Source organism: Bacillus amyloliquefaciens DSM 7 = ATCC 23350, assembly GCF_000196735.1.
Classification (GTDB): domain Bacteria; phylum Bacillota; class Bacilli; order Bacillales; family Bacillaceae; genus Bacillus; species Bacillus amyloliquefaciens.
In genome coordinates, this window is sequence record NC_014551.1 from 2,204,346 (window position 1) to 2,216,688 (window position 12,343).

At 45.2% G+C, this 12,343-nt stretch carries 14 protein-coding genes; 5 read left to right on the forward strand and 9 right to left on the reverse strand.

Going from position 1 to position 12,343, the window contains the following annotated elements; genetic code table 11:
• Window positions 1–60: 60 nt before the first annotated feature.
• From BAMF_RS31260 to BAMF_RS31270, 3 genes are all read right to left on the reverse strand, one after another.
• Complete coding sequence (locus tag BAMF_RS31260; protein WP_013352636.1) at window positions 61–1,299, reverse strand: ribonuclease H-like domain-containing protein; 1,239 nt, start codon at window positions 1,297–1,299, stop codon at window positions 61–63.
• Window positions 1,300–1,318: 19 nt separating this feature from the next.
• The gene (locus BAMF_RS31265) at window positions 1,319–3,565 is read right to left on the reverse strand and encodes a DEAD/DEAH box helicase (protein ID WP_013352637.1); all 2,247 of its coding nucleotides are present in this window, start codon (window positions 3,563–3,565) and stop codon (window positions 1,319–1,321) included.
• 99 nt (window positions 3,566–3,664) lie between these two features.
• Window positions 3,665–4,171 (reverse strand): PTS sugar transporter subunit IIA, encoded by a 507-nt coding sequence (locus tag BAMF_RS31270; protein WP_013352638.1) that lies wholly within the window; start codon window positions 4,169–4,171, stop codon window positions 3,665–3,667.
• Window positions 4,172–4,307: 136 nt separating this feature from the next.
• On the opposite strand from BAMF_RS31270, the gene BAMF_RS31275 reads away from it, so the two are divergent.
• Window positions 4,308–4,721, forward strand: a complete 414-nt coding sequence (locus BAMF_RS31275) for an Hsp20/alpha crystallin family protein (RefSeq protein WP_013352639.1) — start codon at window positions 4,308–4,310, stop codon at window positions 4,719–4,721.
• A 29-nt stretch (window positions 4,722–4,750) separates the two neighbouring features.
• On the opposite strand, the gene BAMF_RS31280 is transcribed toward BAMF_RS31275, so the two are convergent.
• Window positions 4,751–5,260, reverse strand: a complete 510-nt coding sequence (locus BAMF_RS31280; protein WP_013352640.1) for a YppG family protein — start codon at window positions 5,258–5,260, stop codon at window positions 4,751–4,753.
• Window positions 5,261–5,448: 188 nt separating this feature from the next.
• Between BAMF_RS31280 and BAMF_RS31285 the strand changes: the two genes are divergently transcribed.
• Window positions 5,449–5,631 (forward strand): YppF family protein, encoded by a 183-nt coding sequence (locus BAMF_RS31285; protein ID WP_003153532.1) that lies wholly within the window; start codon window positions 5,449–5,451, stop codon window positions 5,629–5,631.
• Between the two features lie 38 nt (window positions 5,632–5,669).
• On the opposite strand, the gene BAMF_RS31290 is transcribed toward BAMF_RS31285, so the two are convergent.
• Complete coding sequence (locus tag BAMF_RS31290) at window positions 5,670–6,038, reverse strand: YppE family protein (RefSeq protein ID WP_013352641.1); 369 nt, start codon at window positions 6,036–6,038, stop codon at window positions 5,670–5,672.
• 45 nt (window positions 6,039–6,083) lie between these two features.
• On the reverse strand, window positions 6,084–6,326 hold the full coding sequence (locus BAMF_RS31295; protein ID WP_013352642.1) for a DUF5446 family protein: 243 nt from the start codon (window positions 6,324–6,326) through the stop codon (window positions 6,084–6,086).
• A gap of 204 nt (window positions 6,327–6,530) precedes the next feature.
• Between BAMF_RS31295 and sspM the strand changes: the two genes are divergently transcribed.
• Window positions 6,531–6,635, forward strand: a complete 105-nt coding sequence (sspM, locus tag BAMF_RS31300; protein WP_013352643.1) for an acid-soluble spore protein SspM — start codon at window positions 6,531–6,533, stop codon at window positions 6,633–6,635.
• 42 nt (window positions 6,636–6,677) lie between these two features.
• On the opposite strand, the gene BAMF_RS31305 is transcribed toward sspM, so the two are convergent.
• Window positions 6,678–7,640, reverse strand: coding sequence for a DUF2515 domain-containing protein (locus BAMF_RS31305; protein ID WP_013352644.1), 963 nt, complete (start codon window positions 7,638–7,640; stop codon window positions 6,678–6,680).
• A 41-nt stretch (window positions 7,641–7,681) separates the two neighbouring features.
• On the opposite strand from BAMF_RS31305, the gene recU reads away from it, so the two are divergent.
• Together recU and BAMF_RS31315 are read left to right on the forward strand one after the other, a co-directional pair.
• Window positions 7,682–8,290: a Holliday junction resolvase RecU gene (recU, locus tag BAMF_RS31310; protein WP_014470057.1), complete on the forward strand. Its 609-nt coding sequence runs from the start codon at window positions 7,682–7,684 to the stop codon at window positions 8,288–8,290.
• 38 nt (window positions 8,291–8,328) lie between these two features.
• Window positions 8,329–11,109 (forward strand): PBP1A family penicillin-binding protein, encoded by a 2,781-nt coding sequence (locus tag BAMF_RS31315; protein WP_013352646.1) that lies wholly within the window; start codon window positions 8,329–8,331, stop codon window positions 11,107–11,109.
• A 77-nt stretch (window positions 11,110–11,186) separates the two neighbouring features.
• On the opposite strand, the gene BAMF_RS31320 is transcribed toward BAMF_RS31315, so the two are convergent.
• Window positions 11,187–11,678, reverse strand: coding sequence for a YpoC family protein (locus tag BAMF_RS31320; RefSeq protein ID WP_013352647.1), 492 nt, complete (start codon window positions 11,676–11,678; stop codon window positions 11,187–11,189).
• Window positions 11,675–12,334 (reverse strand): endonuclease III, encoded by a 660-nt coding sequence (gene nth / locus BAMF_RS31325; protein ID WP_013352648.1) that lies wholly within the window; start codon window positions 12,332–12,334, stop codon window positions 11,675–11,677. The genes BAMF_RS31320 and nth overlap by 4 nt, the downstream gene beginning before the upstream one ends.
• Window positions 12,335–12,343: the final 9 nt, after the last annotated feature.

Here is a 12,343-nt window from a genome sequence, read left to right on the forward strand (position 1 = left end):
ATTCAGAAAAAAATATTTTTGGCGAAACAGCTCGGCTTTTGCGCTTTCCCGGGCAATATTTCAAGAGGAATATTTCCTCCTCAGCCGGGCAATTCTCACTTGGAGTTTCTCGGCTTCTTTTTCCGATATTTCATCGTCTTTTGCAGCCTTTTGCGCGGCCTGCAGAGCTTTTTTGAAATCTTTTGCGTGATGCTCAAAATAGATTGCCAGCTCTACCGCTGATTGATGTCTGCATATGTGAAGAGCGGAGTCCGTCAGTTTCTCCCAAAGGGGCACTGCTTCTTGCCTTCGGTTTTGTTTTTTATAAAGCATCGCTAAGTCAAAAAGGGCCCGATCCGAATCTTCAAAGTCTTTGCCTTGCAGCGCTTCCAGCTGCGAAACAGCGCGATCGGTTTCTTTATGAGCGATAAACCACTTCGCCATGGCGTACGCTTCCTGACGTTCTGACGTCTGATCAGAGGAGGCAAAAATCTTTTTTGACATATGAATGTAAAGAGCGATAAGGGAGAGCACATCTTGTTCATTATGGGAGAGCACTCCTTCCAGGAGAGCCGGGTCCTCCGCCTTTAAAAATTGGAAATACAGCATTGGAGCCAAATACCCGGGTGTATCTTCATCCCTTTTAAAGGCCAGCTCTTCATTTTCAACAGCCGAAAGCGATACACGCTCTAATTTATGTTTCCAAAGCCGTCTCGCCCCGTGCAGAAGATCAAAGTGGCCGAATTCAGGAAGTTTCGGAAGCCTGTCCCGAAGCAATGTGTGCCTTGTTTTTACCTGCGGCCAATCAAAGGCTTTGCCGTTATACGTCACAAGGGACGTAATATCAACCTCACTCAAAAAGCTTTGGTAAAGAGCCGCCTCGTTTCCCGGCTTGGGAAGCAGATGCTGTTTTACTATAACACGGTCTTCATATACTCTCGCATGACCGAGCAAAAAGATCATATTGCCGGCCCCGCCGCCAAGTCCGGTCGTTTCCGTATCAAAGAAAAACAGCTGGTTTTTTTCGTATCCTTCGGCTGATAAAGTATGCGTCAAACCGCCTTTATTCCATAACGCCATGACGTCATCAAGTTCATTGAAGCTATACCGTCCGTGGCGGTGCGAAAGCGGATAGACGGTTTCACGGATAAGGCAGTATTCATCCTCAAAGAAGAAAGGCTTCACTCCCAATGCCTCCCAATCTTCTCTAAACGGGACTTGAATATCAGGCACCGGAAGCGAAGAAGCTGCCGGCTTTTTCTCAGTTTCCGGGAGATTCAGGTGGTTTTTCATCCGCTTTAATTTATTTTTCAAGGACATCTCTCGTCCCCCTTTTCTTTTACACGTAATTTAAGAGCCGGAGAATCGCTTTCTTTGCATCAATTCCCTCTATTTCAGAGCCGATGCAGGAAGGACATCCGTCTTGACATGGACATTGTCTGATCAGACGCTCAGCCCCTTCATTGATTTCATCAAATCGTTTGTATACTTCATCAGCAAGTCCGATTCCGCCCGGATAATGATCATACAGAAAGATTGTCGGCAATCCCGTATGAGCGGCTTTGATCTGCGGCACGACATGTACATCATTTCGGTCGCACATGACGTATACAGGCACGATATGCTGCAGGACGTGAGCAATGCCTAAAAGGAGCTGTTCAAGCGTTTTTTCACCGATCTCCGAATCCGTCTCTTTTAATTCAAGCCACGCTGCACTGGTATGCAGCTCTTCTTCAGGAAGATGAATCGGTCCTGATCCTATATTTTCAAATGTCGTCATTTTAATTTTTTTAAATATCGTCGGAAGAGCGTTTACTGTCACGTCACCGAAATGTATGGCCGTTTTCCTTCTGCTTTCTGATCTGTCAATTTCCAGCACTTTCAGCTGCACCGCTAAATTGGCATCCGTATAATATTCGACATCGACTTTTCGCACGTATGCTTTTTTGTGCTCCCAATCAAGCTTTTCAACCTGGTACTGCACTCCTTCATGAAGATAAATCGCTTCATCATGAAGAAGCGTCATCGCGCTGAATCTGTCCATTTCTCCGATAATTTTTACATCAGCCGTTTCTGACCGATCAACGATGACCACGTTTTCCTGTGAGGCCGAACGGAGACTGATGTTTGAAGCGGGAAATGATTCGCTCGCCCAGTGATAGCGTTCACGGTTTTCGTGAAGGACGCCTTCTTCCTCTAAATACTCGAGAATGTCTCTTGCATCATTTTCTCCGAATGTTTCATCGGCTCTGAAAGGCAGCTCATACGCAGCGCATTTCAGATGATCGACCAGTATAATGAGATTATCAGGGTTTATCCGTGCAGATTCTGGAGAGCGTTTAAAGAAATAATCAGGATGGCGCACAATATATTGGTCAATCGGATCAGAATTCGCCACCATTACAATCAGCGCCTCTCCCTGCCGCCGTCCGGCCCGGCCCGCCTGCTGCCATGCGCTCGCGACACTGCCCGGGTATCCCGTCATCACACAGACCTGAAGCTGGCCGATATCAACGCCGAGCTCCAGTGCATTTGTGCTGACAACACCGAGAATGCTGCCGTCTCTTAACCCCCGCTCTATTTCTCTTCTTTCTTTCGGAAGATATCCGCCGCGATAGCCTCTGACAGACTTCGCGCCGATTTCTTTTTTTACGATTTCCTGAATGTGGCTTAAAATAATTTCAACCCGGACACGGCTTCTTGCAAAAACAATCGTCTGAATCTTATTTTTCAAAAACGTTTTGGCAAGTTCGTTCACTTCCACAGTGGCGCTTTTTCGAATATGCAGCGGTTTATTCACAATCGGAGGGTTGTAAAAAGCAAAGTGCTTTCTTCCGCTCGGGGCACCGTTGTCGTCAATCAGTTTCACAGAATTTCCCGTCAGCTGCTCCGCCAATTCTCTCGGATTGGCGATTGTGGCGGATGTGCAGATAAATAACGGCGTGCTTCCGTAAAAAGCGCAGATTCTCATTAAACGGCGGATGACGTTCGCCACATGGCTGCCGAATACGCCGCGGTACGTATGTAATTCGTCAATGACGATATATTTCAGGTTTTCAAACAGACTCACCCATTTTGTATGGTGGGGGAGAATCGCTGAATGAAGCATATCGGGATTTGTAATGACAATGTGTCCGGCTTTTCTGACCTTCTGCCTGATGGCCGGAGAGGTATCGCCGTCATAAGTGAAGCTTTTGATGTCCATGCCCGTCTCATCTATGATTTCGTTCAGCTCGCTTTTTTGATCCTGCGCGAGCGCCTTTGTCGGAAATAAATAAAGCGCGCGGCTTGAGGAATCTTCCGCGATAGACTGGAGAACCGGAAGATTATAGCACAAAGTTTTACCGGAGGCCGTCGGTGTGACGGCCACAATGCTTTCTCCGGTTTGAACCGTTTGAAAAGCGGAGTATTGATGTGTAAACAGCCGCTCGATCCCCCTCTTTTTGAGAGCCGCCCGGATTTTCGGGTTTACCTTATCCGGCATTGGCATGGTTTTCGCCTCCCGCGGCTCCTCTTCATGCCAATGCACAATATTTTCATGATCTTTTAATTCCTGAATCAGTTCGCTCAGTGATTTTTTCTTCATCGTCCACACCTCTTTATGAGGTACAGTTTACCGAATATTTGTTTGCCTGGCTAGATGAAAATACTGCACAAGAAAAAAAGCAGGGGAATAGCCCCCTGCCTACTTCATTTTTATTGTAAAAAGCTCTGTTTGTCCTTTTTTCGCCTCATTTGCGCCTGCAAATTGCAAAGGCTCTGCGGCATCACCGTTCATAATTACCATAGGGATGACGGTGCTGCTTGCTTTTTCTTTTATTAAATCCAGATTGCAGGTTAAAAGCAGGTCGCCTGTCTTGACTTTGTCTCCCTCTTTTACATGGGCTTCAAAACCTTCGCCGTTCATGTTTACGGTATCTAAACCGACATGTATCAAAAGTTCCGCTCCGGAAAGGGTGCGGATGCCGACAGCGTGTTTTGTATGAAACAGCTGAATCACTTCCCCCTCAACCGGTGAAACAATGTCTCCGTTTGCAGGTTCGACGGCGATCCCGTCCCCCATCATTTTTTGTGAAAATACGGGATCCGGCACTGAAGCCAAATCCATCACCGCTCCGTCAGCCGGAGAAAAAATCACTTCCTCGGCCGGCTTTTTCCGGCTGTCTCCCAATCCGAATAATTTTTTCAGCAATGTGTTGTGCTCCCTTCCTAAATCTGAATCCGTTACCAGTTTATTCTCCACTATTTAACCATACTTTCTTTTTTCCTTCAATTCTTAACCATACGGGATAACATCGCATAGTCTGTTGTAAAAAGGCGGTGGTCATATGGATCAAAATGAAAACGATAAACGTTATTTAGAAAGAAATGAAGACATCATCAGCCATGCGATGGATCATTTTTTTCAATCAGGCACCTTCTCAGAATTGATGCAGGGCTTTCAGCATCTTGTCAATTCGGCTTTCACTGAAGCACAAGTGACGATTGACGTCAGGGAAGAGCCTGCGGGCCTCTCAGTTGACATCAGCATCCCTCAGACATTCCGTGACGGGGATATGCTGGTGGAAACGAAAGAACGCTACCTTCACGTGACTATTCGGCATGATCATAAGCAGGCGCATTCATCCCATATGTCTTCAAGCATGACAAGAACCGTTGTCCTCCCTTATGAAGTGCGTGAAGAAGATATGGAAACATCCTGGAATGAGCAGACGCTTACCCTCTTTTTCCCTAAAAAATAAGCATGAATGATATCTATCATTCATGCTTTTTATTTAAAGATACTGGTAAATCCTTTCACAAGCGATCCGACCTGGTTTACGGCGCTTACCATCTGCCCTGTCGTATCCATCATTTTATTAAAGTCAAACTGTCCGTTCGTCTTTTTAAACTGAGAGAGTATGCCTGAGAATTGGGAAGGCTGCTGCTGATTCGGTCTGGGAACGGGGTAAGGATTCACAAATCCCGGCGGTCCCCCGGGCATGCCTGCCTGAGGAGGAGCGAGATTATACGTCTGCTGCATTTGACCATATTCCTGATTTGGATAAAATTGCGGCGGAAACTGCCCTTGCTGATGATACTGCTGCTGCAACGGCTGCTGCAATGGCTGCTGCAACGGCTGCTGCAATGGCTGCTGCAATGGCTGCTGCAACGGCTGCTGCAACGGCTGCTGCAACGGCTGCTGCAACGGCTGCTGCAACGGCTGAATCTGCTGCGGATAGAAATAGCCCATTGGCTGCTGCTGGTACATATTTTGATATGGCTGCGCTCTCCATTGCATGTGACATTCCCCCTATACCTCTCACTAAGTTTTCTTCTATATATGTATGAATTCCGCCTTGGTTATGTGCTTTCGGAGAGCCTCATCTTTGTCAAATGCTGTCGAAAGTCTTAATTTTTTAAAAACAGAAAAAAGTCGAATCGTTATGTTAACATAATCTCAACATACATGAGAGGGGATGCACCATTATGAACGTATCATACTTAAGAAAACGTTTTGCAGAAGTGAAAAAATATGAAACAGATTGTGCAGATAAACTGATGGACTTTGCAAAGTTTCTCTATATTCAAGGCCATCTCACGGCAACCGAATTTCGAAACAGTATGAAGGTTCTCGAAGCAAGTGGAGCAGAAAACCCGGCGTATGAATAACATACCCGCCCCCTTTATATAAAAGAAGGCAGCTATTTTCAGCTGCCTTCTTTTTCAATTTCATCCCTTAGTATACGAAGCGTATATAAAACAGATTCAGTTAAATCCTTGTATCTTTTTTTATGAATATGATGAACATATGATTGGAGCATCAGCTCTCCGAAATTTTCTGTAACGGCCTGAATTTGTGCATGATGAACGTATTTCGGACGGTTTTCCTGAATAAACGCAAGCGCTGCTTCAGTCCAAAACGCGCAAAGCCGGTCTTTTTTTTCAACGTCAGGTTTAATGATGTCAAAAAAATCATATGAACGGCCGGTTTCTTTTCCTTCCTGATACCTACTTTCGGCTTCAAGAGCCGCCTCTATCATTTGTTCTGTCAGTTCCAATAACGACTGTGTCTGCAAACGGACTCACCTCAGTACATATCGTACCAAAGATTTCGCACAAAATCAGCTAATCCGGCAGGCTCTCGGCAAATCTTTACGCCGGTCAGGCAAAAACAGATCATCAATACAAACATGAAGCTCGCGGGCCTCTTCCTCAAGGCGGGCAAGCCGTTCCTGCCTGATTTCTTCAGCTTCCGCCTGACAGGACTTAACTGCCTTGGTAAGTGTCTTTTCAGCGGCAGAAATCCGGACTTCGATATCAGAAAGCAGACGGAGAATATCGGCCTTACTCGTGTAAACAGACATTCATGTTCCTCCCTTTTATCACTTGCGTCTCTCCGAATATAATTCTCGTTTTTATACCGCTCTCCTCCGCACATGACAAAACTAGAAGGAGTTCGGCAAACAAACAGAGATTATCCTAAAAGGCGGACTTTTCGACAAAAAAGTGCCGCAAACTTTGTATGAACCGGCACGTTAATGCAAACGATACAGTTGAGGAGGTGCCGTATGAAAACGAGACCGAAAAATGCAGGTAAACAGCAAAAAAATGAAGCAAAAACAACTGATACGCTTGATAAAAAATTAGGCGGCCCAAACCGCCCTTCCACGTAAGACACCAGAGCCCGAAACCGCAGCGAACGGTTTCGGGCTTTTTCATTTCGTCAGCCACTCTTTTACCGCGAAAAGCGCATGGAGCTCACGTCTTTTCTGTAAATACCAGTCGGTCAGTTCAAGCTGTTCCGGCATTTTCTCCTGTAAAAAAGCCCCTTTCCATAACCTTTTTTGAAACCAATCCGTTTTTTTGCCGTCTAATGAGTGGGCAACAATGGGATAGGTTGTCCTCAGCATCGGTGATGTTCTTTTTTTGATGCCGATCATTTTCTCCATATCAAAGCGAGAGCCGGTATGAGGAACGGTATCAAGAAATCGGTAAAAAGAAGCGTGAAGATCAGGGCTGAACAAAAGACGGGCAAGCTGTTTTCCGAGCGTAATTCTTTCTTCCGTTTTTGAGAACCGTTTGACGGAAATTCCGTATAAACATCCGTCAAATGAGGGAAATATCACCGTATTAAAGTGAAACCAATCACTTAAATAAAAAGGAATCGTGCCAAAAACATTCTTTTTAAACGAAGGATTTTGTATAATAGGTGCTTGGATAGTGTTTTGTTCATTTATAATAAGAGCATACATGAGCCGTTCCGTATCTCCGTCACGCCAAAAACGGAGCCATTCTTCCTGCATAAAAGCCGAGACGCGGAAATAAGGGAGATGGCGGAAAAGAGGTTCGCCGATTTGTTTTGACCACTGGTAGACCAGAAGCTGAGGATAGGCATCAGAAAAAATAAGCCAATTCGCCCTTTCATACGAAAGGAAAAACCAGTTTTTCTGCCTGCTGTCAAGGCCCTCCTGGTAGAGAATGCCTCTTAAATCAGTCATCGACCAGCCCGCATTGCGGGACACAAAGGATGCCAAAAGCGACCACTTGATCTCAGGGTGGCGGTCATAATATGCTTTATAGGCATTCGTCCGGGAAACGTTATCGGCATTTTTTCTTTTCGTCTCTTTTTCAATCTGGCGAAGAATGGCGGTTACGGTCTGTCGTTTATGCACGTTCATTCACTTCCGTCACTATTAGTTTGATAAGGAGGATGGAAAAAGTGATTCGGTATCCGAATGGAAAAACTTTTCAGCCGAACAAAACGGTTTCATCCCAAAACAGCCAGAAACGGTCCCATTCATACAGTAATCGCGGCATGACCCTCGAAGACGACCTGAATGAAACGAATCAATATTATCTGGCTAACCAAATTGCTGTCATTCACAAAAAGCCGACACCCGTCCAGATTGTAAACGTCCATTATCCGAAAAGAAGCGCCGCAGTTATTAAGGAAGCTTATTTTAAGCAGTCTTCGACAACCGATTACAACGGAATTTATAAAGGGCGCTACATTGATTTTGAGGCAAAAGAAACAAAAAACAAAACGGCATTTCCCCTGCAGAATTTTCATGATCATCAGATTGAGCATATGAAGCAGGTAGTCAGGCAAGACGGCATTTGTTTTGTTATTATATCCGCTTTCGAAAAGGTTTATTTCCTCGAAGCTGACAAGCTGTTTGTCTTTTGGGAAAGAAAGGAGAACAACGGCAGAAAGTCAATTCGCAAAGACGAATTAGAAGATGCTTCCTTTCCGATTTCCCTTGGATACTCACCGAGAATTGATTATATTAGTATTATTGAACAGCTTTATTTTTCGCAGGAACAGTAGACTGAGCGAAAGGTTGATTAACGAAAGGTTGAGATGTTATGTCAGATCAATTTAAGAGCCGTGAAGAACGCCGAAAGGCAAGGCAGACGAAAAGCCCCAAGCCTTCTTCACCGAAAAAAGGCAAGAAACAGCGTAAAGGCGGTTTATTCAAAAAGATTGTACTGTCCTTGGTTATTCTGTTTGTCCTCGGCATAGTCGGCGGAGCTGCGGCATTTGCCGTTTTAGTTTCCGGTGCGCCGTCTTTGGACGAAGCCAAGCTGAAAACGCCTTACTCTTCAACAATTTACGATAAAAACGGCAAAGAAATCGCGGAAGTGGGCGGCGAAAAACGAACCTACGTCCCGATTAAGGATATACCCGATGTTGTGAAGGAAGCTTTTATCGCAACAGAGGACGCCCGTTTTTATAAGCACCACGGAATAGACCCGATCCGGATCGGAGGCGCCTTGGTCGCCAACTTTACGGATGGTTTCGGTTCAGAAGGCGGAAGCACAATCACCCAGCAGGTTGTGAAAAACTCGCTTCTGACCCACCAGAAAACGATTAAACGGAAAGCTCAGGAAGTATGGCTTTCACTGCAGCTGGAGCGCCATTATTCTAAAGATGAAATTTTAGAAATGTATTTAAACAAAATTTATTTCTCACCGCGCGCCTACGGCGTCGGTAAAGCCGCTGAAGACTTTTTCGGCGTGAAAGATTTGAGCAAGCTTACGGTTGAACAGGCAGCAACCCTTGCCGGAATGCCGCAAAGTCCGACCGGATACAACCCGGTTAAAAATCCGAAGGCTTCTGAAAAACGCCGGAACATCGTTCTCAGCTTAATGGAAAAACAAGGATTTATCTCAAATTCTGAATACCAAAAAGCAAAGAAAGTGTCCATGAAAGATGAAGGCGTCGTCAGCCAAAAGGAATACGATAAAAAGGACACAAATAAATACAGCGCTTTTGTCGAAGAAGTTATGAAAGAAATTGAGACAAAAGAAAAGAAAGACGTCGATATTTCAACTGACGGATTAAAAATTTACACGACTCTTGATACGAAAGCACAAGATTATCTTGATCAATTGATGAACGGCGACACAGTCGGCTTTACCCAAGGCATGCAGGGCGGCGTCACCCTCCTTGATACGACAAACGGAGAAATCCGCGCCATCGGAGCAGGACGAAACAGAACTGCCGGGGGATTTAACTACGCGACAGACACTCAACGCCAGCCAGGTTCAACGATAAAACCGATTCTTGATTACGGTCCGGTCATTGAAAATAAAAAATGGTCGACGTATGAGCAGATTGATGACTCAGCCTATACGTACTCTGACGGCACTCCGATTCATGACTATGACAATAAATACAGACAAATGATAACAATGCGAGAGGCTCTCTCAGACTCACGTAATATTCCTGCTCTGAAGGCATTCCAAGCAGCAGGTAAAGATAATGCCGTCGACTTCGCAAACGACTTAGGACTAGGATTAAACAAAGACAGTGTAACAGAATCTTATTCGATCGGCGGTTTTGGAGCTGATAACCCGGGCGTTTCCCCGCTGACTATGGCTGGTGCCTACAGCGCTTTTGGAAATAACGGAACGTACAATGAACCGCACGCGGTCACATCGATTGAATTTAATGACGGAACTAAGCTTGATTTAACACCGAAACCGAAGAGTGCTATGAGCGATTACACGGCATTCATGATTACCGATATGCTAAAAACAGTGGTGCAGTCAGGAACGGGTAAACTGGCTCAAGTACCGAACGTGGAAGTCGCCGGTAAAACGGGTACGACAAACTTTACTAAAGAGGATATTCAAAAATATAACATTGCTCCAGGCGGAGTACCGGATTCATGGTTTGTCGGCTACACCCCTCAATATACAGCGGCGGTTTGGACCGGTGTTGAGTCTGGTAACAAAGCAGGTAAAAAATCATTATCTTATGCAGACCAGCAAGTTGCAAAACGGATTTTCCAAAAGCTGATCTCCTATGTTGATGACGGTAAAGGAAGCTTCAAGCAGCCTGACAGCGTCGTGAAAGAAACAGTTGAGAAAGGCTCGAACCCCGCCGCTTTAGCCGGACCGAATACGCCGGATGATAAAAAAGTGACGGAGTACTTCGTGAAAGGAACGGAGCCTACTGCCGTTTCTAAAACGTACAAGAAAGAAAAAGCCAATAAACCGACAGGCTTGCAAGTGAAGTACGACAAAGACAAAAAATCATTAAACTTAAGCTGGGATTATGATGGTGATGCAACATTCAATGTCAAACAATCTGTTGATGGCGGAAGCTACAGCGACATTCAAAACAGTTCGGCAAAAGAAGCCGTCGTCTCAGATGTCACCCCTGGGTCCACATACAGCTTCCAGGTGACAGCGGAAAATGATGACGGAAAGAGCGATACGGCATCAGCATCTTTCAAAGTTCCGAAAGATGAAGAAGACAATGCAGATAAAGATAAAGCGACTGACGATGAACAGAAACCTGATGATAAGGATAAAGACAAGACCCAAACCGATGATTCAAAAACGGACGACAATCAGACGGATACGTCAGACGGATCGGATCAAACACCTACTGATGACCCGAATAAAAATCCGGATCAATCCAATCAGGATCAAACGGATAATAACAATCCGAATCAGCCTGGTAACGGGACGGATAACAACGGACAGCAAGATAACAGCTCTGACAATAGTTCCGATACCGGTTCAGATGGTTCAAAAAATCCTGACAGCGGCCAGAAGGATAAAAACCAAGACTCATCTTCAACTGTCAACGGCCAGTCAAATTCGTCAACCATCCAGTCAAATACCGCTAATTAGCGTGCGAAATCCTTCACCTCAAACAGGTGAAGGATTTTTTCATGCAAAAAAACCTCCTTAAGAGAAAAGGAGGTTTTTTATAATTTGTTCATGACTTCATATTTATGATATTGCTTTTTCATCTCCGTCATTAATTCATCCAGCTGAATAAACGAGTGAAATTGAGTCGGTTTTGTTAAAATAAACGCCATTCTCTCCGCCCAATTAATCGGTTCCGCGGGAAAATGCTTTGTTTCAAGGACAGACCAATCGAGTGATGTGACCCGCTCCCCTGCCGTCCAATGAAAAGCGGCAATCAGACAGACGATCCCTTTCAGCATGTCGTTTTGATCACATCTCGATTTCCTTGTTTGAAAAACGGGGAGCAGCGCTTCTTTCGTCTCGTTCCAAATCTGAAAAAGAAACGGAACATATTCACTCCTTTCCCTCCATGGCTGCACTTTCGGCTGGCCGCTGAAATCCATATACAGCGGATGGCGGCGCAGCACCGTTTTGATCTCGAGGTTTTCCAGATCTGTAAGACTGCGCAGGTATGTTTCATAGCCTGCCAGAATGTCAATCGCCGTCACCGTTTCACCAGTCCTTTTTTGTCACGCTTCTGCCCTTCCCTGCATAGCGAAAGCAAAGGACATTCCGCACAGCGGGGGGATTGCGCTTTACAATGATAGCGCCCGAAAAATATTAGTCTGTGATGTGTGACAGACCAATCCTCTTTCGGCACTTTTTTCATTAATGTTTTCTCTACTTCTAATACAGAGTCCTTCCAGCGGCAGATGCCAAGCCGTTTCGAGACCCGTTCCACATGAGTGTCTACTGCAATTGCAGGTACACCGAAAGCAACGGACACGACCACATTTGCCGTTTTCCGTCCGACACCCGGCAGCTTCACAAGCTCATCTCGGTCTTTCGGCACTTCTCCGCCGTACTCTTCGATAATCATTTTGCTCAGCTTTTGAATATTCTTGGCTTTATTTCGGTACAGTCCGATTGATTTAATATCCTGCTGGAGTTCTTCCAGCGGTACGGCCAAATAATCTTCGGGCCGTTTATATTTTTGAAATAGCGTTTTTGTCACTCTGTTGACGAGAGCATCCGTACATTGCGCAGATAAAGCGACTGCCACAACCAGTTCGAAAGGATTTGAATGGACAAGTTCACATTCTGCGTGCGGAAACATATCGCTGATTTTATCAAGACAATATTCAATCTGCTTTAAATTTAACACGTTTCTCTC

Excerpts from the sequence above, each read along its gene's own strand:
- BAMF_RS31260 (WP_013352636.1), bottom strand. The coding sequence starts at position 1,299 with ATGTCCTTGAAAAATAAATTAAAGCGGATGAAAAACCACCTGAATCTC.
- BAMF_RS31265 (WP_013352637.1), bottom strand. The coding sequence starts at position 3,565 with ATGAAGAAAAAATCACTGAGCGAACTGATTCAGGAATTAAAAGATCAT.
- BAMF_RS31275 (WP_013352639.1), top strand. The coding sequence starts at position 4,308 with ATGGATCAAAATGAAAACGATAAACGTTATTTAGAAAGAAATGAAGAC.
- BAMF_RS31280 (WP_013352640.1), bottom strand. The coding sequence starts at position 5,260 with ATGCAATGGAGAGCGCAGCCATATCAAAATATGTACCAGCAGCAGCCA.
- BAMF_RS31285 (WP_003153532.1), top strand. The coding sequence starts at position 5,449 with ATGAACGTATCATACTTAAGAAAACGTTTTGCAGAAGTGAAAAAATAT.
- BAMF_RS31295 (WP_013352642.1), bottom strand. The coding sequence starts at position 6,326 with ATGTCTGTTTACACGAGTAAGGCCGATATTCTCCGTCTGCTTTCTGAT.
- sspM (WP_013352643.1), top strand. The coding sequence starts at position 6,531 with ATGAAAACGAGACCGAAAAATGCAGGTAAACAGCAAAAAAATGAAGCA.
- BAMF_RS31305 (WP_013352644.1), bottom strand. The coding sequence starts at position 7,640 with ATGAACGTGCATAAACGACAGACCGTAACCGCCATTCTTCGCCAGATT.
- BAMF_RS31315 (WP_013352646.1), top strand. The coding sequence starts at position 8,329 with ATGTCAGATCAATTTAAGAGCCGTGAAGAACGCCGAAAGGCAAGGCAG.